The sequence below is a fragment of the Streptomyces sp. B1866 genome, assembly GCF_031932565.1.
Classification (GTDB): Bacteria; Actinomycetota; Actinomycetes; order Streptomycetales; family Streptomycetaceae; genus Streptomyces.
In genome coordinates this window covers 19,021-38,387 of sequence record NZ_JAVSCF010000026.1, presented here as the reverse complement: position 1 = coordinate 38,387, position 19,367 = coordinate 19,021, and the positions used below count along the sequence as shown (strand labels likewise).

At 73.2% G+C, this 19,367-nt stretch carries 17 protein-coding genes; 10 read left to right on the top strand and 7 right to left on the bottom strand.

Annotation, left to right across the window (positions count from 1 at the left end):
* On the top strand, positions 1–2,428 hold a 2,428-nt coding region (locus RKE29_RS06560; protein WP_312004091.1), incomplete at its 5' end, for a transglycosylase domain-containing protein.
* 161 nt (positions 2,429–2,589) lie between these two features.
* The gene (locus tag RKE29_RS06555; RefSeq protein ID WP_312004090.1) at positions 2,590–4,227 is read left to right on the top strand and encodes a glycosyltransferase 87 family protein; all 1,638 of its coding nucleotides are present in this window, start codon (positions 2,590–2,592) and stop codon (positions 4,225–4,227) included.
* 112 nt (positions 4,228–4,339) lie between these two features.
* On the opposite strand, the gene RKE29_RS06550 is transcribed toward RKE29_RS06555, so the two are convergent.
* The 3 genes from RKE29_RS06550 to RKE29_RS06540 all read right to left on the bottom strand — a co-directional run bounded on the left by RKE29_RS06550 (position 4,340) and on the right by RKE29_RS06540 (position 7,356).
* The gene (locus RKE29_RS06550) at positions 4,340–5,380 is read right to left on the bottom strand and encodes an alanine racemase (RefSeq protein ID WP_312004089.1); all 1,041 of its coding nucleotides are present in this window, start codon (positions 5,378–5,380) and stop codon (positions 4,340–4,342) included.
* Positions 5,381–5,618: 238 nt separating this feature from the next.
* Positions 5,619–6,737: a peptidoglycan bridge formation glycyltransferase FemA/FemB family protein gene (locus RKE29_RS06545; RefSeq protein ID WP_312004088.1), complete on the bottom strand. Its 1,119-nt coding sequence runs from the start codon at positions 6,735–6,737 to the stop codon at positions 5,619–5,621.
* A 289-nt stretch (positions 6,738–7,026) separates the two neighbouring features.
* Positions 7,027–7,356 carry a hypothetical protein gene (locus RKE29_RS06540; protein WP_312004087.1) on the bottom strand — a complete coding sequence of 110 codons (330 nt, stop codon included), beginning with the start codon at positions 7,354–7,356 and terminating at the stop codon, positions 7,027–7,029.
* Between the two features lie 257 nt (positions 7,357–7,613).
* On the opposite strand from RKE29_RS06540, the gene rpsF reads away from it, so the two are divergent.
* The 4 genes from rpsF (at position 7,614) to rplI (ending at position 9,557) form a co-directional block, all read left to right on the top strand.
* On the top strand, positions 7,614–7,904 hold the full coding sequence (gene rpsF, locus RKE29_RS06535; protein ID WP_312004086.1) for a 30S ribosomal protein S6: 291 nt from the start codon (positions 7,614–7,616) through the stop codon (positions 7,902–7,904).
* 184 nt (positions 7,905–8,088) lie between these two features.
* A complete protein-coding gene (locus RKE29_RS06530) occupies positions 8,089–8,679 on the top strand; it encodes a single-stranded DNA-binding protein (protein WP_312004085.1) in 591 nt (196 codons plus the stop codon).
* 176 nt (positions 8,680–8,855) lie between these two features.
* Positions 8,856–9,092 (top strand): 30S ribosomal protein S18, encoded by a 237-nt coding sequence (gene rpsR / locus RKE29_RS06525; RefSeq protein WP_003978893.1) that lies wholly within the window; start codon positions 8,856–8,858, stop codon positions 9,090–9,092.
* 18 nt (positions 9,093–9,110) lie between these two features.
* On the top strand, positions 9,111–9,557 hold the full coding sequence (rplI, locus tag RKE29_RS06520) for a 50S ribosomal protein L9 (protein WP_312004094.1): 447 nt from the start codon (positions 9,111–9,113) through the stop codon (positions 9,555–9,557).
* A gap of 206 nt (positions 9,558–9,763) precedes the next feature.
* Here the strand turns inward: rplI and RKE29_RS06515 are convergent, their stop codons facing one another.
* Positions 9,764–11,116, bottom strand: coding sequence for an MATE family efflux transporter (locus RKE29_RS06515; RefSeq protein ID WP_312004093.1), 1,353 nt, complete (start codon positions 11,114–11,116; stop codon positions 9,764–9,766).
* Positions 11,117–11,784: 668 nt separating this feature from the next.
* On the opposite strand from RKE29_RS06515, the gene dnaB reads away from it, so the two are divergent.
* Complete coding sequence (dnaB, locus tag RKE29_RS06510) at positions 11,785–13,293, top strand: replicative DNA helicase (RefSeq protein ID WP_312004084.1); 1,509 nt, start codon at positions 11,785–11,787, stop codon at positions 13,291–13,293.
* A gap of 79 nt (positions 13,294–13,372) precedes the next feature.
* Here dnaB and RKE29_RS06505 read toward each other — a convergent pair whose 3' ends face one another.
* Positions 13,373–14,488: an FAD-dependent monooxygenase gene (locus RKE29_RS06505; RefSeq protein ID WP_312004083.1), complete on the bottom strand. Its 1,116-nt coding sequence runs from the start codon at positions 14,486–14,488 to the stop codon at positions 13,373–13,375.
* A 73-nt stretch (positions 14,489–14,561) separates the two neighbouring features.
* Here RKE29_RS06505 and RKE29_RS06500 point away from each other — a divergent pair, with 73 nt between their 5' ends.
* Positions 14,562–15,242 (top strand): TetR/AcrR family transcriptional regulator C-terminal domain-containing protein, encoded by a 681-nt coding sequence (locus tag RKE29_RS06500; RefSeq protein ID WP_312004082.1) that lies wholly within the window; start codon positions 14,562–14,564, stop codon positions 15,240–15,242.
* Positions 15,243–15,309: 67 nt separating this feature from the next.
* On the opposite strand, the gene RKE29_RS06495 is transcribed toward RKE29_RS06500, so the two are convergent.
* Positions 15,310–16,176, bottom strand: coding sequence for an SAM-dependent methyltransferase (locus RKE29_RS06495; RefSeq protein WP_312004081.1), 867 nt, complete (start codon positions 16,174–16,176; stop codon positions 15,310–15,312).
* Between the two features lie 143 nt (positions 16,177–16,319).
* Here RKE29_RS06495 and RKE29_RS06490 point away from each other — a divergent pair, with 143 nt between their 5' ends.
* The gene (locus RKE29_RS06490; protein ID WP_312004080.1) at positions 16,320–16,880 is read left to right on the top strand and encodes a helix-turn-helix domain-containing protein; all 561 of its coding nucleotides are present in this window, start codon (positions 16,320–16,322) and stop codon (positions 16,878–16,880) included.
* A 258-nt stretch (positions 16,881–17,138) separates the two neighbouring features.
* On the top strand, positions 17,139–18,758 hold the full coding sequence (gene dacB / locus RKE29_RS06485) for a D-alanyl-D-alanine carboxypeptidase/D-alanyl-D-alanine-endopeptidase (protein ID WP_312004079.1): 1,620 nt from the start codon (positions 17,139–17,141) through the stop codon (positions 18,756–18,758).
* A gap of 6 nt (positions 18,759–18,764) precedes the next feature.
* On the opposite strand, the gene RKE29_RS06480 is transcribed toward dacB, so the two are convergent.
* Positions 18,765–19,340: a MarR family transcriptional regulator gene (locus RKE29_RS06480; RefSeq protein ID WP_312004078.1), complete on the bottom strand. Its 576-nt coding sequence runs from the start codon at positions 19,338–19,340 to the stop codon at positions 18,765–18,767.
* Between the last annotated feature and the right edge of the window lie 27 nt (positions 19,341–19,367).

Here is a 19,367-nt window from a genome sequence, read left to right as displayed (position 1 = left end):
GGGCCACGGCGGGCGGCGCGGCCGCGGGCGCGGCGCGGGCGACGGCGGCGGCCCCGGCGGCCGGCCGGGCAGGAAGCGATTCATCGACTACCCGCGCGCGGGCAAGGTCGGCTTCCGGCGCTGGGTGCCGTCCTGGAAGCTGGTCACCGGCACGTTCCTGCTGTTCACCGGCCTGCTCATCGGCGCCGTGGCCATCGCGCTGATGGTGGTGCAGGTGCCCGACGCGCAGGCCGCCGCCAAGACCCAGAAGAACGTCTACTATTGGGCCAACGGCGAGCGGATGGTCGTCTCCGGCGGCGGCGACCTCAACCGGCAGATCGTGCCCCTGAGCGAGATCCCCAAGTCCATGCAGAACGCGGTGATCTCCGCGGAGAACGCCAGCTTCTACCAGGACTCCGGCGTCGACCCCATGGGCATCGCCCGCGCCATGGTCAACATGGCCCGCGGCGGCCAGACGCAGAGCGGCTCCACCATCACCCAGCAGTTCGTGAAGAACACCTATCTGGGCCAGGAGCAGACCATCAAGCGCAAGGTCACCGAGCTGCTCATCTCCATAAAGGTCGGCGCGACCAAGGACAAGGACGAGATCCTTGAGGGCTACCTGAACACCGCGTACTACGGGCGCGGCGCGTACGGCATCCAGGCGGCCGCCCAGGCGTACTACGGCAAGGACTGCAAGGACCTGAGCCCGAGCGAGAGCGCGTTCCTCGCCGCCACGCTCAACGGTCCCAACCTCTACGACCCGGCCGGCGGCGTCGGCGCCATCGCCACCGCCGAGAAGAACCGCGAGCGGGCCGAGAACCGCTGGTCGTGGATTCTGGGGCGCGAGGTCGACGTCAAGCGCATGACGGACGCCGACCGGTCGGAGTGGATCGCCAAGGGCTTCCCGATGCCGCAGCGGCCGCGCCCGGCGACGAACAAGGCCGGTCAGATCGGGTACCTCACCGACCTCGCCGACGACTTCATCGTCGCCAACACCACCATCACCCGGGCCCAGCTCGACAAGGGCGGCTACCAGATCCACACCACGTTCGACAAGAAGAAGGTCGACCAGCTCAAGACCGCGGTCGAGAAGGTCCGCAAGGAGAACATCAAGCCCAAGGCCCGCGCGGTGGACAAGTACGTCCAGTTCGGCGGCGCCTCCGTGGAGCCGGGCACCGGCAAGATCGTCGCGATATACGGCGGCGCGAACGCGCTGGAGCACTACACCAACAACGCCGACTACACCGGCGTCCAGGTCGGCTCGACGTTCAAGCCCTTCGTGCTGGCCGCCGCGATGACCGACGGCGTACGCGACCCCGAGGGCCCGCCCGAGCAGTCCGCCTCCATGCGCACCCCGGTGTCCCCGAAGAGCGTCTACAACGGCAACAACAAGCTGACGCTGCGGGACTACGCCGGAGCCGTCTGGCACGACAAGGACGGCAAGGAGTGGCACCAGCGCAACGACGGCAACGAGAACCGCGGCAAGATCGACCTGCGCACCGCCATGCAGTACTCGGTGAACACGCCCTACATCCAGCTCGGCATGGACGTCGGCACCGACAAGGTGCGCGACGCCGCCATCGCCGCCGGGCTCAGCGAGGACCAGCTCACGTCCATCACCCCCGCGTTCTCCCTGGGCACCTCGGCGCCCAGCGCCATCCGGCTCGCCGACGCGTACGCCACCTTCGCGGCCAGCGGCAAGCAGGCCGACCCGTACTCGGTCGAGACGGTCGAGAAGGACGGCGAGGAGGTCTACCAGCACCACGCCCGCACCGAGCAGGCGTTCCAGCCGAACGTGGCCGACAACGTCACCGACGTGCTGAAGACGGTCGTGCAGAAGGGCACCGGCACCTCGGCGCGGATCGGCCGCCCGGTCGCGGGCAAGACCGGCACCACCGACGACAACAAGTCGGCGTGGTTCTCCGGCTACACCCCGCAGCTGGCCACCGCGATCGGCATGTGGCGGGTGGACGACCAGGCCAAGCGGCAGGAGTTCCTGCCCATGTACGGGGTGGGCGGCCAGGACAAGATCCACGGTGCCTCCTTCCCCGCCGAGATCTGGGCCGACTACATGTCGCAGGCCATGAAGGGCGTCCCGGTCAAGGACTTTGCCAAGCCCGGCCCGATCGGGGAGAAGATCTACGGCGACGGCGCGAGCCCCAGCCCGTCGGCCACCGCGCCGTCCGAGACCCCGTCCCAGACGCCGTCTCCGACCCCGTCGCAGACGCCCTCCCAGGAGCCGACCGCCAGCCCGTCCCCCACCGACACCTGCCCCGGCGGAAGCTGCGACACCGGCGGCGGGAACGGCAACGGAGGCATCATCGGCGGCCAGGACGGCGGTACGGACACCGGCGGCACCACCACGGGCGGCAGTACGAGCGAGCCGAGCACCGAGCCGACCGGCAACGGCAACGGGAACGGCGGCTGGTTCGGCGGCACCGGCTAGCCTCCGTGCGGCGGACCTGACGGTCCCCGCGGACCCGGCACCAGGCGGGCCCCGGCGCGAGCCGGGGCCCGCCCGCGCTTTCCCGGCCGCCGGCGCCCCGGGCCACACTCCCGGACTCCCGCACCGCTACCGAAACGCTCCCATACGGCAGGATGGGCCCCATGACGAGCGTGCGTGAGGACCCCAAGGCCCACCAGCCGGTACGGCCCACCGCCGAGGACGAGGTGGCCGCCGCGGGCAGCGAACTGATCGGCGGACCGGCCGGGCGCTGGGCGCGGCTGGGCACGAGCTGGTGGACGCCGCTGCGGATCATCGCGCTCGTCGCCATCGGCATGTTCGCGCTCGGCATGGTGCAGAAGGTGTCGTGCTATGACAGCGGCTGGTTCCACGGGGCCACCGCCCAGTACACGCACGCCTGCTACTCCGACATCCCGCACCTGTACAACAACCGCGGCTTCGCCCAGGACCTGGTCCCCTACTTCGACCGGATCCCGCAGAACGTCTCGGGCGGCATGGCGTACCTGGAGTACCCGGTCCTCACCGGCGTCTTCATGGAGGTCGCCTCCTGGCTCACCCCGCACGGCGGCGGCCTCCAGCACCGCGAGCAGGTGTACTGGCTGGTCAACGCCGGGATGCTGATGGTGTGCGCCGTCGTCATCGCCGTCTGCACGGCCCGTACGCACCGGCGCCGCCCGTGGGACGCGCTGCTCGTCGCGCTCGCCCCCGCCTTCGCGCTCACGGCCACCATCAACTGGGACCTGCTCGCCGTCGCCCTCACCGCCGCCGCCCTGCTGATGTGGTCCCGCGGCCGTCCGCTGGCCGCCGGCGTCCTCATCGGCCTGGCCACCGCCGCCAAGCTCTACCCGGGCCTGCTGCTGGTGCCCCTGCTGGCGCTGTGCTGGCGCGCGGGCCGCCTGCGCGCCTTCGGGGTGGCCGCGGCCGGGGCGGTGGGCTCCTGGCTGGTGGTGAACCTGCCGGTCATGCTCACCACCAAGGGCGGCGGCCTGGCCATCCGGGACGGCTGGAAGCAGTTCTACACCTACAGCCAGGAGCGGCCCGTCGACTTCGGCTCCCTCTGGCTGATCATCTCCCAGCGCACCGGCGACCCCATCGAGGACGCCAACACCTACGCCACCCTGCTCATGGCGCTCGCCTGCGCCGGGGTCCTCGCGCTGGCCCTGTGCGCGCGGCGCCGCCCCCGCCTGCCCCAGCTCGCCTTCCTGATCGTGGCCGCCTTCATCCTCACCAACAAGGTCTACTCGCCGCAGTACGTGCTGTGGCTGGTGCCCCTCGCGGCGCTGGCCCGGCCGCGCTGGCGGGACTTCCTGGTCTGGCAGGCGGCCGAGGTGGTCTACTTCGTCGGCATCTGGATGTACCTGGCGTACAACGCGGGCGGCAACCAGCGGCACGGCCTGCCGCCCGAGGGCTACCAGCTCGCCATCGCCGTCCACCTGCTGGGGACGCTGTACCTGTGCGCGGTGGTGGTGCGGGACATCCTGCTGCCCGACCGGGACGTGGTGCGCCGGGACGGCTCGGACGACCCCTCGGGGGGCGTGCTCGACCGGGCGCCGGACGTCTTCGTGCTGCGGCCGGCGGGCCANGCCGGGACGGCTCGGACGACCCCTCGGGGGGCGTGCTCGACCGGGCGCCGGACGTCTTCGTGCTGCGGCCGGCGGGCCACCACCGGCCCCGGCACGCGCCGTCCGGCCCGGCGCCCGCCGCACCGGACGGCACGGCGTAGTCGTCGCCCCGCACCGTACGGGCGCGGGGCGACGACTACGCCGTGCCGTCCGGTGTAGTCGTCGCCCCGCGCCCGTACGGTGCGGGGCCCGGCGACCGTACGGTACGGACGCGGAGCCGCCCGGCGAAGACCGCGAAGACCACCGGAGTGCCGCGGGCTCCGGGCGGGGCTTACGGCTCCTCGCGGTCCACCGTGCGGTCGACCTGCGTCGTCGTGTGCCGCAGGTGGGCCACCAGCTCGTCCCCCACCTGGGGTGGCGCCACGTCGCCCGGGACGAACAGGATGGACACCTGCATGTGCGGCGGCTCGGCGAACCACCGCTGCTTCCCGGCCCAGAAGAACGGCGAGAGGTTGCGGTTCACCGTCGCCAGGCCTGCCCGGGCCACGCCCTTCGCGCGCGGCATCACGCCGTGCAGCGCCTTCGGCGCCTCCAGGCCCACGCCGTGCGAGGTGCCGCCCGCGACGACCACCAGGTGGCCGTCGGAGGCGGCCTTCTGCTGGCGGTAGCCGAAGCGGTCGCCCTTGGCGACCCGGATGACGTCCAGCACCGAGCCGCGGTACTCGGTCGAGTCGTGGTCGCCCAGCCACAGCCGGGTGCCGATCCGGGCGCGGAAGCGGGTCTGCGGGAACTGCCGGCGCAGCCGCCCCAGGTCCTCCGCCTTCAGGTGGCTGACGAACATGGTGTGCAGCGGCAGCCGCGCCGCGCGCAGCCGGTCCATCCAGCCGATTACCTCCTCGACCGAGTCCAGGCCGTCCGTGCGGTCCAGGGGGAGGTGGATGGCGAAGCCTTCCAGGCGCACGTTCTCGATCGCGGCGTGCAGCTTGGGCAGCTCCTCCTCGGCGATGCCGTGCCGCTTCATGCTGCTCATGACCTCGATGACCACGCGCGCGTTCACCAGGGCGTACACGCCGTCGACCGAGGACACCGAGCGCACCACGCGGTCCGGCAGCGGCACCGGCTCCTCGCCGCGCCGGAAGGGGGTGAGCACCAGCAGGTCGCCGCTGAAGAAGTCCTTCATGCGCGCGGCCTCGTACGTGGTGCCGACCGCGAGGGTGTCGGCGCCGAGGCGGGCGGTCTCCTCGGCCAGCCGCTCGTGGCCGAAGCCGTAGCCGTTGCCCTTGCAGACCGGGACGATGCCCGGGAACTGCTGGAACACGTTCTGCTGGTGCGCCCGCCAGCGCGCGGTGTCGACGTAGAGCGTGAGCGCCATGGCCGTCCGGAGCCTTTCTCGTTGCCGCGGTGTACGGGGGTGGGCCGGGTGTACGGAAGGTACGCCAGGCGGGGATGCCGGTGTCGTCAGGGGTCGGGGAACCGGCCGGGACGCCGGTGGGGAAGCCGGTCGGGGTGCCGGTCGGGGGGAGCCGGGAGGAAGTCGGAGGAAGCGGACAGGGGGCGGATAAGCGGAGTAGTAGCCCCCGGAAGCACCGAGGATACGCGCGCGGCGCGGGTCAGCGGCGCGACATGTAGATGTCCAGGGCCTTGTGCAGGAGCTTGTTGAGCGGGAAGTCCCACTCACCGAGGTACTCCGCGGCCTGGCCTCCGGTGCCCACCTTGAACTGGATGAGGCCGAAGAGGTGGTCGCTCTCGTCCAGCGAGTCGCTGATGCCGCGCAGGTCGTACAGGTCGGCGCCCAGGGCGTGGGCGTCGGAGAGCATCCGCCACTGCATGGCGTTGGACGGGCGGACCTCGCGCTTGTGGTTGGCCGAGGCGCCGTACGAATACCAGACGTGCCCGCCGACGATGAGCATGGTGGCCGCGGCGACGGCCTCGCCCTCGTGGATCGCGAAGTACAGCCGCATGCGGCCGGGGTCCTCGTCGTTCAGCGCCTTCCACATGCGCTGGAAGTAGCTCAGCGGGCGGGGTCGGAAGTGGTCGCGCTGGGCGGTGATCTCGTACAGCCGCTGCCACTCGGCCAGGTGGTTGTAGTCGCCCTGGACGACCTGGACGCCGGCCTTCTCGGCCTTTTTGATGTTCCGCCGCCAGAGCTGGTTGAAGCCCTTGTGGATCTCCTCCAGGGAGCGCCCGGCCAGCGGGACCTGGAAGACGTACCGCGGCTGCACGTCCCCGAAGCCCGCGCCGCCGTCCTCGCCCTGCTGCCAGCCCATGCGCCGCAGCCGGTCGGCGACCTCGAAGGCGCGCGGCTCGATGACGGTCGCCTCCACGTCCCGCAGCCGCTTGACGTCGGGGTTCTGGATGCCGGCCTTGACGGCGGCGGCGTCCCAGCGGCGGATGATCACCGGCGGGCCCATCTTGACCGAGAAGGCGCCCTGCTGCTTGAGGTGCGCCAGCATGGGGCGCAGCCAGTCCTCCAGGTTCGGCGCGTACCAGTTGATGACCGGGCCCTCGGGCAGGTACGCGAGATATCGCTTGATCTTGGGCAGCTGGCGGTAGAGCACCAGGCCGACGCCGACGAGCCGGCCCTCGGCGTCGAACCAGCCCAGGTTCTCCGAGCGCCACTCGGTCTTGACGTCCGCCCACGCCGGAACCTGCATGTGACTGGCCGACGGCAGGCCCTCGATGTACGCGAGATGCTGCTTGCGGTCGATCGTCCTCAGGGTCAGGCTCATGCGGGGCGCTCCTTCAGCAAGGCGTGGCCCCGGGGTCGGGGCTTACGGCTCTCGCGGAAGCCTACTGCGACCCGGGAGCGCCCGCCGGGGCCTGTGGATAACCTCCCCGGCCGGTCGGCGACGGGCTCCTGACGGCCCGCCAGGCCCGTCCCCGCGGCCCGTCCCCCGACCCGTTCCCCAGGCCCGGCCGCCCGGCTCCGCCGCGGCCTCCGCGGCCCGGCCGCCCGGCTCCCCGTCGGCCCCGGACCCGGCTTCCGCCACGCCCGAGGCCGCCGCCGGGCCCGTACACCTAGCCGAACATGCCGCTGTACAGCCCGCCGTGCGCCATGCCGAGGTAGAACCCGACCGCCGCCGCGCCCATGCCGATGATCAGGACGAACCGCTCGGCGGTGGTCGCCGAGATCAGCTGCCCCCACGCCCCGGTGAGCACGCCGACCAGCCCGGTCCACGAGCTCGTCAGGTACAGGTGGTCGGCGAGTGACGTGCCGAAGGCGACGGCGCCCAGGAGCAGGGTGAGGACGGCGAGGGAGTCCTCGACCGGATGAGGCCTGCCGTCGGTGTCGAGGAGGGAGAACGGGCCGCGCGGGGCCTGCTCGGAGGAGCGTGCTGCCTGTGCCATACGGCACCTCCCGGAAGGAGAGGCCGGTACCTCCGGTGAGAGAGGCCCGGGGGCGTAATGTAACGCCGGTCACACTCGGATGCCTACAGATTGCGGCCCCCGGTGCCCGGATTTCAACCGGAAGGCGGCGGCCGGGTAGTGTGTACCGTCCGCGGTGGTGTCCGCGCAGTCGCCGCTGCCGCCTCCGCGGAGCGCATCACGACCCTCCTGCCACGGAACGACCGTGGCCGCCTGAGTCCAGAGGAGGTGGGTTCCACATGCGTCACTACGAGGTGATGGTCATCCTCGACCCCGATCTTGAGGAGCGCGCTGTCGCCCCCCTGATCGAAAGCTTCCTTTCCGTGGTCCGCGAGGCCAACGGAAAGGTCGAGAAGGTCGACACCTGGGGCCGCCGTCGTCTCTCCTTCGAGATCAAGAAGAAGCCCGAGGGCATCTACTCCGTGATCGACCTGCAGGCCGAGCCCGCGGTCGTCAAGGAGCTCGACCGGCAGCTCAACCTGAACGAGTCGGTCCTGCGGACCAAGGTCCTCCGGCCCGAGACCCACTGAACGCCTTAACCGGCGCCCGGCGGCCGCCGGGCCGCGCCGGGGTGTGCGGCGTCGACGGCGCCGCGGACGTCCCGTACGGCCCGTACCGCCGCCACACCCACATCGCCGGTGTCGCCCGTACGCCACCGCGTCGGCAGCGGCCGCGAGCAGCCATCAGCAGCACCCCCGCCGAGAGGTTCCCCCAATGGCAGGCGAGACCGTCATCACGGTCGTCGGCAATCTCGTCGACGACCCCGAGCTGCGCTTCACCCCGTCCGGTGCGGCGGTCGCGAAGTTCCGCGTCGCGTCCACCCCGCGCACCCTCGACCGTCAGACCAACGAGTGGCGGGACGGCGAGAGCCTGTTCCTGACCTGCTCGGTGTGGCGGCAGGCCGCGGAGAACGTCGCCGAGTCGCTCCAGCGCGGCATGCGCGTCATCGTGCAGGGCCGCCTGAAGCAGCGGTCGTACGAGGACCGCGAGGGCGTCAAGCGCACGGTCTTCGAGCTGGACGTCGACGAGGTCGGCGCCTCGCTCCGCAACGCCACGGCCAAGGTCACCAAGACCAGCGGCCGCGGCGGCCAGGGCGGAGGCTACGGCGGCGGTGGCGGCGGTGGCCAGCAGGGCGGCGGCGGCTGGGGCGGCCAGCAGGGCGGCGGCGGAGCTCCCGCCGACGACCCGTGGGCGACCAGCGCGCCGGCCGGCGGCCAGCAGGGCGGCGGCGGTGGCGGTGGCGGCTGGAACGGCGGCTCTGGGCCGGGCTCCAGCGGCGGCTACTCCGACGAGCCGCCGTTCTAGGGCCGGGTCAGAGCCGGGTCCAGGGCCGGGTCCAGGGCCGGGTCGCCTCTACGGGCCGGGAAGGCCGCCGGGTGTGGTCCCCGCGCGAGCGGGCCCGCCGGTAGGCCGTCGGCCGCCCTTCCAGGGCGCCAGGCGCCGGCACTCACACTTCTTGATCAGCACACTGGAGAAAGACAATGGCGAAACCGCCTGCGCGCAAGCCGAAGAAGAAGGTCTGCGTGTTCTGCAAGGAGAAGATCTCCTACGTCGACTACAAGGACACGAACCTGCTGCGGAAGTTCATCTCCGACCGCGGCAAGATCCGTGCCCGCCGGGTGACCGGCAACTGCACCCAGCACCAGCGTGACGTCGCCACGGCCGTGAAGAACAGCCGCGAGATGGCGCTGCTGCCCTACACCTCCACCGCGCGCTAAGGAAGGGTGGCTCACAACATGAAGATCATCCTGACGCACGAGGTCTCCGGCCTCGGCGCCGCGGGCGATGTCGTGGACGTCAAGGACGGCTACGCGCGCAACTACCTCGTCCCCCGCCGGCTGGCGATCCGGTGGACCAAGGGCGGCGAGAAGGACGTGGAGCAGATCCGCCGCGGCCGCCGTATCCGCGAGATCGCCACGATCGAGCAGGCCAACGAGATCAAGGCCCAGCTGGAGGCCGTCACGGTGCGCCTGCGCACCCGCGCGGGCGACGCCGGGCGCCTGTTCGGCTCGGTCACCCCGGCCGACATCGCCTCGGCGATCAAGGACGCGGGCGGTCCCTCGGTGGACAAGCGGCGCATCGAGGTGACCACGCCGATCAAGACCCTGGGCGCGCACCGGGTGTCGGTGCGGCTGCACCCCGAGGTCGCGGCGCAGGTCGGCGTCGAGGTCGTCGCCGCGTAACGGCGCGCCTCGCGCGTGCGCGGCGGTACGTCCGTACGGCGCGCGTACGCCCGGTCATCGGGCGACGGGCCGCGATCCCCCCGGGGTCGCGGCCCGTCGGCGTGTCCGGAGGCGGGACGCCGCGGTACGGCCCCCCAGGGCGCGCTCCCGCGCGTACGGCCCGCCCGCTCGTGTACGGGCCGCGCCCGCGCGTGTACGGGCCGCGGTCACGCGCGTACGGCCCCGGTGACCACCCAGCGGCCGGAGCGGGCGCGCAGCCACAGGGTCGCCATCCGGACGGTCATCATCAGCGCCATGGCGCCCCACAGCGCGGTCAGGCCCCCGCCGAGGGCCGGGACGAGCAGCGCGGCGGGTGCGAAGGCGGCGAGCGTGACGAGCATGGCCCCGGCGAGGTACGGGCCGTCGCCCGCGCCCATCAGCACCCCGTCGAGCACGAAGACCACGCCGGAGACCGGCTGCACGGCGGCGACCACGAGCAGCGCGGGCAGCAGCGCGTCGCGCACCGCGCCGTCCGAGGTGAACAGCGGGACGAACAGCGGCCGGGCGGCGACCAGCAGCAGGCTCAGGGCAGCGCCGGAGGCGACGCCCCAGGCGACCATGCGCCGGCAGGCGGCGCGCGCCCCGTCGGCGTCGCCCGCGCCCAGGTACCGGCCGATGATGGCCTGACCGGCGATGGCGATCGCGTCCAGCGCCATGGCCAGCAGGTTCCACAGGCTGAGGACGACCTGGTGGGCGGCTATCTCGGTGTCGCCGAGGCGGGCCGCGACCGCGGTGGCGATCAGCAGCACGGCGCGCAGCGAGAGCGTACGGACCAGCAGAGGCGCCCCCGCGTGCGCGCACGCGCGTATGCCCGCGAGGTCCGGGCGCAGCGGCGCGCCGTGCCGGCGGGCGCCGCGTACGACGACGGTGAGGTAGACGGCGGCCATCGCGGCCTGGGCGGTGACGGTGCCCCAGGCGGAGCCGGCGATGCCCAGGCCCGCGCCGTAGACGAGGGCGACGTTGAGCCCGGCGTTGGCGGCGAAGCCGCCCACCGCGACGTACAGCGGCGTACGGGTGTCCTGGAGGCCGCGCAGCACGCCGGTGGCGGCGAGCACGACGAGCATCGCGGGCACGCCGAGCACGCCGACGCGCAGGTACGTGGTGGCGTACGGGGCGGCGGCGGGCGAGGCGCCGCACAGCCGGACCAGGGCGGGCGCGGCGGGCAGGGCGGCGGCCACGGCCAGCGCGCCGATCAGCAGGGCCAGCCAGATGCCGTCCAGGCCCTGGCGGAGCGCGGCGGTGAGGTCGCCGGCGCCCACCCGGCGGGCGACGGCGGCGGTGGTGGCGTAGGCGAGGAAGACGAAGACGTTGACCGCGGTGGTCAGCAGCGCGGCGGCGACGCCGAGCCCGGCGAGCTGCGGGGTGCCCAGGTGGCCGACGACGGCGCTGTCGGCCATGACGAACAGGGGCTCGGCCACGAGCGCGCCGAAGGCGGGGAGGGCGAGCGCCAGGATCTCGCGGTCGTGGCGGCGGGCGGTGCGGCGGGGGTCGCGGGGCCGGCGCGCGGCGGCCTGGGGCATGCGGTCGGTCCAATCTTCCACAAGTAAGAGGTGAAAGCGCCAAGTGATTCTTACATGATGCCTTGTGGGGTCCTCGCCTCTGAGCCGTTTGTCGCGATCTCCCGCCAGGCCGCGAAGTTTTTCTTCTGCACAGCCTATGGACAAAGAAACCGCAGGTCAGCGCGGTACTCATGGCGTGATTGTCGGGTTGTCCACATCGCTGTCCCCTGCGTCGTGCACAGGTTCGCGGGACTTCTCCACAGGATGGCATCCGTCATCCACATGGCCTGTGGATAACCAAGTTGGCCGTTGGGGCCGGTGGGCCTACCGTTGTCCGGCACACCCCCGGTACGTACGGAACGTCAGCCTTCCGCCGGCCTGCCGGACCGCGCCGGTCCCGGCGGCGGCCCGGCGTGCGCCTCGAAGGCGTCCGGCCGGCCCGGCGACCGGCCCGGCCGCGACTCGCGGGGCGGGCGCCTGGGGATACCGGGCGGGTGGTGTCAGAGGCCTGTCGTAAGAAGGAAGGGCACGGGCGAGGCAGCCGGTGCCCAGGGCGCCGTGCGGTGCGCCGGAGCGCCCCGGGACCAGCCGGGGCGGCCGGGGCGCTGCCACGCGTGCGGCACGCGTGCGGTGGCCGCGCCGTGCCGGTGCCCGGTGGAGCGGCGAGGAACGGGAGGAGGAGGCGGCGCGTGAGCGTGCCCGAGCCTGCGGACGAGCCCTGGCCGGACTCCGGCCCGGCCTCCTCCGGCCGCTTCCCGTCCCGCTTCCGCGGCCGCGGCGAGTTCCGGGGCCGCGGCGACGGCCGGGGTGACGGCCGGGGCGAGGACGCCGAGCGGGGCCGCGACGGGGGCGCCTGGGGCGAGGGCGGCGGCGGCTTCGAGCGCGTGCCACCGCAGGACATCGACGCCGAGCAGTCCGTGCTCGGCGGGATGCTGCTGTCCAAGGACGCCATCGCCGACGTGGTCGAGGTCCTCAAGGGCACCGACTTCTACCGGCCCGCGCACGAGTCCGTCTACCAGGCCATCCTCGACCTGTACGCGCGCGGCGAGCCCGCCGACCCGATCACGGTCGCGGCCGAGCTGACCAAGCGCGGCGAGATCGCCCGCGTCGGCGGCGCCTCCTACCTGCACACCCTCGTCCAGACCGTGCCCACCGCGGCCAACGCGGAGTACTACGCCGAGATCGTCCACGAGCGCGCCGTGCTGCGCCGCCTGGTCGAGGCCGGCACCCGCATCACCCAGATGGGATACGCGGCCGACGGCGACGTGGACGAGATCGTCAACAGCGCCCAGGCCGAGATCTACGCCGTCACCGAGCAGCGCACCAGCGAGGACTACCTCCCGCTCAGCGAGATCATGGAGGGCACGCTCGACGAGATCGAGGCGATCGGCTCGCGCAGCGGCCAGATGACCGGCGTGCCCACCGGCTTCTCCGACCTGGACGCGCTGACCAACGGCCTGCACCCCGGCCAGATGATCGTCATCGCGGCCCGGCCCGCGATGGGCAAGAGCACCCTGGCCCTGGACTTCGCCCGCGCCTGCTCCATCCGGAACAACCTGCCCAGCGTGATCTTCTCCCTGGAGATGGGGCGCAACGAGATCGCCATGCGCCTGCTGTCCGCCGAGGCGCGGGTGGCGCTGCACCACATGCGCTCCGGCAGCATGACGGACGAGGACTGGACCCGGCTGGCCCGCCGCATGCCCGACGTGTCGCAGGCGCCGCTGTACATCGACGACTCGCCGAACCTGTCGATGATGGAGATCCGCGCCAAGTGCCGCCGCCTCAAGCAGCGCAACGACCTCCAGCTGGTCGTGATCGACTACCTCCAGCTCATGCAGTCCGGCAGCTCGCGGCGCGCCGAGAGCCGCCAGCAGGAGGTCTCGGACATGTCCCGGCACCTGAAGCTGCTGGCCAAGGAGCTGGAGGTGCCGGTCGTCGCGCTGTCCCAGCTCAACCGCGGCCCCGAGCAGCGCACGGACAAGAAGCCGATGGTCTCGGACCTGCGCGAGAGCGGCTCCATCGAGCAGGACGCGGACATGGTCATCCTGCTGCACCGGGAGGACGCGTACGAGAAGGAGTCGCCGCGCGCGGGCGAGGCGGACCTGATCGTGGCCAAGCACCGCAACGGCCCGACGGCCACGATCACGGTCGCCTTCCAGGGGCACTACTCGCGGTTCGTGGACATGGCCCAGACCTGAGCGGGCCGTCCGCAGGACCGCGCTGGAGGTCGTGATCGCGCCGGCCGGTCGGCCGGTCGCCTGGTCGTGTTCGGCACCTTCAGCCTGCTTGGAAGAACGCGAGCATTTTCCGGCTGGCGTCCGGTGACGTCAGGATGTCCTGAACGTGCGCGGACAGCCGGCCGGCGGCGCTGGTGCGTTCGAACATCTCGCGTTCGTATTCTTCGACGGCGGCGGGAAAGTCGTCCGGGTGCGCGGCCAGCGCGAGGCCGAGCAGTGCGCCGTCGAGCAGCGCCATGTTGGCGCCCTGCCCCACCGGCGGCATCAGGTGCGCGGCATCGCCGAGCAGCGTGATGTCTGGCCTCGACGGCCAGGTCAGGCCGACCGGGAGAGTGGTGATCGACCGGGGCAGGATCGTGTCGTCGCAGGCGGCGATCAGTGCGGTGAACCGTGAGTCCCAGCCGGTGAACAGGTCGATCAGCCGCACCCGGGCGGCGGCCGGGTCGTCGAACGGGATGCGGCTGGCGGCGAACCAGTCCTCGGCGGTGTCGTAGAAGCTGAGGTAGACACGTACGCGGCCGTCGCCGTTGCGCTGCGCCGACAGGGACTGTCCGTTGCCGAGCACCCAGTAGTTGCCGCGCCCGACCATCGCCGCGAGGTCCGGGTGGGTGCGGTCGATATCGGGAATGCCCAGCTCGACGGTGTTCTGGCCGGTGTGCGTGGGGCGGGTGTCGGTGAGCAGCGCGCGGACCCGGGAGGCCGCGCCGTCGGCGCCGACCAGCAGGTCATACGTCGCGCTGCTGCCGTCGGCGAAGTGCGCCACACCGTGGTCGGCGGATGCGAACGTGTGCCCCCAGCGCACCGTGTGTTCGGGGAGAGAGTCCAGCAGCAGGTCGCGTAGATCGGCGCGGTCGACCTCGGGCCGGTCGAGTGGGGCGTCGTCGGGCGTGTCCTCCTGGAGCAGCAGGGTGCCGTCGGGTTCGAGAAGTCGCAGGTCCTGGCCTTCGCGACGGGCAATCGCGTGAAACCGGTCGATCAGGCCGGCCTCGCGCAGCGCCCGCTGCCCGGTCCCGGAGTGCAGGTCGAGCATGCCGCCCTGGCCGCGCGCGCCGCGGGACGAATCCCGTTCGTACACGACGGCGTCGATGCCGTTCACATGCAGCACGCGGGCGAGAGCCAGGCCGCCGAGGCCGGCTCCGACGATGGCGATGGACATGGTTGCCTCCCCCCTTTGATACGCCGTATCGAATAATACGGTGTATCGGCCGATGCGATGTATCGTTAGCGGCATGTTGGTGTGGGAGAGGCCGGAGCCGCCGAATCGACCCGTGCCGGCCCCGTTGAGCCGGGAGCGGATCGTGCGGGCGGCGATCCAGCTGGCCGACGCCGACGGCCTGGACGCGGTGTCGCTGCGCAAGGTCGCCACCGCGCTGGACGTCCGTCCGATGCGGCTGTACGGCTACATCGCCACCAAGGAGGAGTTGCTCGACCTGATGGTCGACGCCGTTCACGCCGAGATCCGGCCGACCGGAGACGGCTGGCGGGAGGTGCTGCGGTCCCTTGCCGAAGCCACCCGGCACGCCGCTCACGAGCACGAATGGCTCGCCGATCTCCTGGGTGGCCGACCTCAGCTCGGGCCGCACGCGCTGGCCTGCGGGGAGACCGTGGTGGCCGCGCTGGGCGGCGTCGACCTGGACGCCGTCATGCCGGTGGTCGCCGCGGTCAACGCGTATGTGATCGGCGCGGTGCGTCGGGAGATCGCCGAGCGGCGTGCCGAGCGGGCCACCGGGATGGACGAGAAGAGCTGGCAGGCCTCGCTCGGACCCTATCTGGAGCGGACCTTCGCCACCGGCCGGTTCCCCGCGCTGGCCACGGTGGTGCGCGATGCCGCCCACCTGGACGCCGACGACACCTTCCGGATCGGCCTCGACTGCCTGCTCGGCGGCATCGCAGCCCGTATCTCACGGTGACGCGTGGCCGGAGGATGACCGGACCGGTACCGCCTCCCGCGGCAGACCGGCGCCGCCGTACGTACGGCTACGCGCGCACCGCCGTGAGGAAGCCGCCGCGCGGCGGCTCGGCGAAGCTGCGGCCGTAGGACTTGGCCAGCTCGGCGCTCGGGCGGATCTCGGTGTGCCAGCCGTGCTCGGTCAGCCACTGCGGGGTCCGCGGGCCCATGCCGCCCTTCCACAGGCCGATGACGTGCTCCGCGGTGCCGCCCGTACGGGCCCGGATGTCGGCCACCGCCTCCTCCCGGCCCCGCTCGATGTGCTCGAAGGACAGCCGGCTGCCGGGCGCCGACAGCGAGCCGACGCCGGTCAGCAGCCGCTCGGCCTCCTCGGCGGACAGGTAGGCCAGCAGGCCCTCGGCGAGCCACGCGGTCGGCGCGTCCGGCCGGAAGCCGGCGGCCACCAGCGCGGCGGGCCAGTCCTCGCGCAGGTCGGCGGGCACGACGGTCCGCTCGCACCGCGGCCGCGTGCCCTGCCCTCTCAGCACTTCCTCCTTGAAGGCGAACAGCTCCGGCAGGTCCAGCTCGAACAGCCGGAGCCCGGGCGGCCACGCCAGCCGGAACGCGCGCGTGTCCAGGCCCGCCGCCAGCAGCACCACCTGGGCGCAGCCGGATCCGGCCGCGTCGAGCAGGTAGTCGTCGAAGACCCGGGTGCGCAGCACGATCTGGCCGTAGAACACCGCGCCCAGCGACTCCGGCGCGCCGCGCTCCGCCTGGCCGTCCTCCGGCAGGGCCGCCTCGGGCACCGCCTCCGGCGCGGCGTCGGCGAACCCCCGCGCGTACGGATCCTCGAACAGCCGGTCCTCCCGCGCGCTCTCGCGCGCCCGCAGGATCGCCACGCCGAGCGCGGTCCTGCTCACGCCGGTCAGCGGGCTCTGGCTTCGAGGGTGATCCATGTGCGTCCCTCCGTCAGGCTCCGGCCGGGGCACCCGGCCATAAGGTGAGTGATGACTCATGTTCGGCTGCCTGCGACTATAGTGAGTGGCGACTCATGTTCGCCAGGGTTTCTCCACGGGCGCGGAGGGGAGGTGGGGCGGCGGTGGCATCGGGTGAGGCGACCGTGCCGCGGCGGGCCGACGCGCGGCGCAACCGCGCCCGGATCCTGGCCGCCGCCGAGGCGGTGTTCGCCGAGAAGGGCGAGTCCGCGTCCACCGAGGAGGTGGCCCGCAGGGCGGGCGTCGCGGTCGGCACCGTCTTCCGGCACTTCCCCACCAAGAGCGAGCTGGTCGAGGCGATCCTGATGGGCGTGCTCCAGCGCCTGATGGACCACGCCGAGGCGCTGCACCGGACCGAGCCCGCCGAGGGTCTGTTCCTGCTGTACCGGGACGTGGTCGCCCAGGCGTCGGCGCAGCGCAGCGTGATCGACCTCATGTTCCGCGCGGAGGGCGTACGGCTCACGACCGGCGTGAGCGCCCTGCGGAAGGCGGTCGGGGTGCTCCTCGACGACGCCCGGCGCGCCGGGTCCGTACGGCCGGACGTGGCCCTGGACGAGGTCATGGCGCTGCTCGCCGCCCTCAGCGAGGGCGCGGTGAGCGGGGAGTGGGGCGAGGAGCTGCGGCAGCGCACGCTCGCGGTCGTCTTCGCGGGGCTGCGGGCCTGAGCGGGCGGTCGTCGGCCGTACGGGCCCGGCTCCGTCTCGTCCCGTGGTGCCGTGCGGGCCGTGCTCCGGTCTCGTCCCGTGGTGCCGTGCGGGCCGTGCTCCGGTCTCGTCCCGTGGTGCCGTGCGGGCCCTGCTCCGGCCCGTCCCGTGGTTCGGCCGGCGGGGCCCTGGGCCGTGACCGCCTCCGCCCCCGTGCGCGGTTTCGAGCTGCCCGGCCGCGCTCTGGCCAGGCCGTACCGTGGCGGTGATGCTCATGACATGACCACTCGTCACGCGACGCTCCTCCGGCCCCGCAGGCCGCTGCGCACCGCCGCCTGCGGCCTCGCCCTCGCCCTCCTGACCTGGTCCGGCGCGGCCGGCGCCGCTCCGCCCGGCGGCGGCCCCGACCCCGACGCCCCGCTGCGGCAGGCCGTCGACCGCGCGCTCGCCGACCAGCGGCTGGCGGGCGGCGCGGTGAGCGTGGCCGTGGCGGACGCCGCCACCGGCCGGCTGGTCTACGGGCGCGACCAGGCCGACCGGCTGATGCCCGCCTCCAACACCAAGCTGCTCACCTCGGCCGCCGCCCTCGACGTGCTCGGCGCCGACTACCGCTACCGCACCGACGTGCTCGCCGACGGGCCGCGCCACGGCGGGCGGCTGGCCGGCGACCTGTACCTGCGCGGCACCGGCGACCCCACCCTGCTCGCCCGCGACTACGACGCCCTGGCCGCCGAGGTCGCCGCCTCAGGCGTACGCCACGTGACCGGCCGCCTGGTGGCCGACGACACCCGGTTCGACGCCGAGCGGCTGGGCGCGGGCTGGGCCGCCGACAACGAGTCGGCGTACTACGCCGCGCAGATCTCGGCCCTCACCGTCGCGCCCGACACCGACTACGACGCGGGCAGCGTGTACGTACGCGCCGCGCCCGGCGCCCGGCCCGGGGACGCCCCGCGCGTGACCCTCACCCCGTCCACCCGCTACGTGACCCTCGACGTGCGCGCCAGGACCGTCGCCGAGGGCCGCCCCGGCACGCTGGGCATCGAGCGGGAGCACGGCGGCAACACCATCACCGTCAGCGGCGACATCCCCGTACGGGCCGCGCCCGCCGAGTCGTGGACCAGCGTGTGGGAGCCGACCGGCCACGCCGCCGCCGTGTTCGCCGACGCGCTGGCCCGGCACGGCGTACGGGTCGACGGCGGCACGCTGCTCGGCCGCGCCACCCCGCCGCGCGCCCGGCTGCTGGCCGGACACCGGTCCATGCGCCTGGCCGAACTGCTGGTCCCCTTCATGAAGCTGTCCAACAACATGCACGCCGAAGCGCTCACCAAGACCCTCGGGTACGAGACCGCGGGCAGCGGCACCTGGCGCGCGGGCCTGGCGGCCGTCGGGGACTTCCTGAAGCGGGAGGGCGTGGACACCGGCGCGCTGCGGCAGGTGGACGGGTCCGGCCTGTCCCGGATGGACCTGGTGCCCGGCGGGCAGCTGCTGGCGCTGCTCACGGCCGTACGGCACGAGCCGTGGTTCCCCGACTGGTACGCGTCGCTGCCGGTGGCCTGCGCGCCGGACCGGATGACCGGCGGCACGCTGCGCTCGCGCATGTGCGGCACGGCGGCCGAGCGGAACGTGCGCGCCAAGACCGGCTCGCTGACCGGCGCGTCGGCGCTGTCGGGGTACGTCACGGACGGCGACGGCCGCGAGCTGGCGTTCAGCGTCGTGCTGAACAACTTCCTGGCGGGCTCGGTCAAGAGCGTCGAGGACGCCGTGGCGGTCGCCCTCGCCTCGTACCGGAGGGACGGCGCCTCGTACCGGAAGGACGGTCAGGGCGTCGTGAGGCGCGCCGCCCCCGGGTCCGCGGCGTCCGGCGTCGAGTGCTCGTGGACCAAGCCGCGCGGCTGCTGACCCGCGTTAGCGGGACCCGTCCGGCGCCGTGAGCCCCGCCGGGCGGGCCGGGCGGTCGGCCTCCAGGGCCTCCACCGCCGCCACCAGCGGCGCCAGCTCGGGCCGTTTCGCGGCCTCCGCCAGCGCCTCGCGCAGCGCCGCCTCGTTCGTGGGCCGGGCCTCCTCCAGCAGCTTCAGGCCCTCGGGCGTGACGTCCGTGTAGATGCCGCGCCGGTCGTCCGGGCACAGGTAGCGGGCCAGCAGCCCGCGGTCCTCCAGGCGCGTGACCAGGCGGGTCGTGGCGCTCTGGCTGAGGATGACGAAGGCGGCGAGCCGGTTCATCATCAGGTGGCCGCCCGGGCCGCCGTGCTGGTGGCTGAGCACGTCGAGCACGGAGAACTCGCGGACGCTCAGCCCGTGCCGGGACTGGAGCGCGCGTTCGATGTGCGACTCGATGCGGCCGTGCAGGGAGGACAGCGCGCACCAGCCGTGCGCCAGGGTCCGGCCCGGCGATCCGCCCGCGGCCTCGGCGGCCCCGGTAGCCGGGTCGGTCGCGGGGGTCGCGGCGGTCGCGGTGTCGCCGCCGCGCGGCTCGTCCGGCATGGCGCCCTCCTTCGTGTGCGCACGGGC

What these genes read in the sequence shown, in the direction of transcription:
- RKE29_RS06495 (WP_312004081.1), bottom strand. Translation starts at nt 16,176, where the DNA reads ATGGATCACCCTCGAAGCCAGAGCCCGCTGACCGGCGTGAGCAGGACC.
- rplI (WP_312004094.1), top strand. Translation starts at nt 9,111, where the DNA reads ATGAAGATCATCCTGACGCACGAGGTCTCCGGCCTCGGCGCCGCGGGC.
- rpsF (WP_312004086.1), top strand. Translation starts at nt 7,614, where the DNA reads ATGCGTCACTACGAGGTGATGGTCATCCTCGACCCCGATCTTGAGGAG.
- RKE29_RS06540 (WP_312004087.1), bottom strand. Translation starts at nt 7,356, where the DNA reads ATGGCACAGGCAGCACGCTCCTCCGAGCAGGCCCCGCGCGGCCCGTTC.
- RKE29_RS06515 (WP_312004093.1), bottom strand. Translation starts at nt 11,116, where the DNA reads ATGCCCCAGGCCGCCGCGCGCCGGCCCCGCGACCCCCGCCGCACCGCC.
- rpsR (WP_003978893.1), top strand. Translation starts at nt 8,856, where the DNA reads ATGGCGAAACCGCCTGCGCGCAAGCCGAAGAAGAAGGTCTGCGTGTTC.
- RKE29_RS06545 (WP_312004088.1), bottom strand. Translation starts at nt 6,737, where the DNA reads ATGAGCCTGACCCTGAGGACGATCGACCGCAAGCAGCATCTCGCGTAC.
- RKE29_RS06530 (WP_312004085.1), top strand. Translation starts at nt 8,089, where the DNA reads ATGGCAGGCGAGACCGTCATCACGGTCGTCGGCAATCTCGTCGACGAC.
- dacB (WP_312004079.1), top strand. Translation starts at nt 17,139, where the DNA reads ATGACCACTCGTCACGCGACGCTCCTCCGGCCCCGCAGGCCGCTGCGC.
- RKE29_RS06550 (WP_312004089.1), bottom strand. Translation starts at nt 5,380, where the DNA reads ATGGCGCTCACGCTCTACGTCGACACCGCGCGCTGGCGGGCGCACCAG.
- RKE29_RS06500 (WP_312004082.1), top strand. Translation starts at nt 14,562, where the DNA reads ATGTTGGTGTGGGAGAGGCCGGAGCCGCCGAATCGACCCGTGCCGGCC.
- RKE29_RS06480 (WP_312004078.1), bottom strand. Translation starts at nt 19,340, where the DNA reads ATGCCGGACGAGCCGCGCGGCGGCGACACCGCGACCGCCGCGACCCCC.
- RKE29_RS06505 (WP_312004083.1), bottom strand. Translation starts at nt 14,488, where the DNA reads ATGTCCATCGCCATCGTCGGAGCCGGCCTCGGCGGCCTGGCTCTCGCC.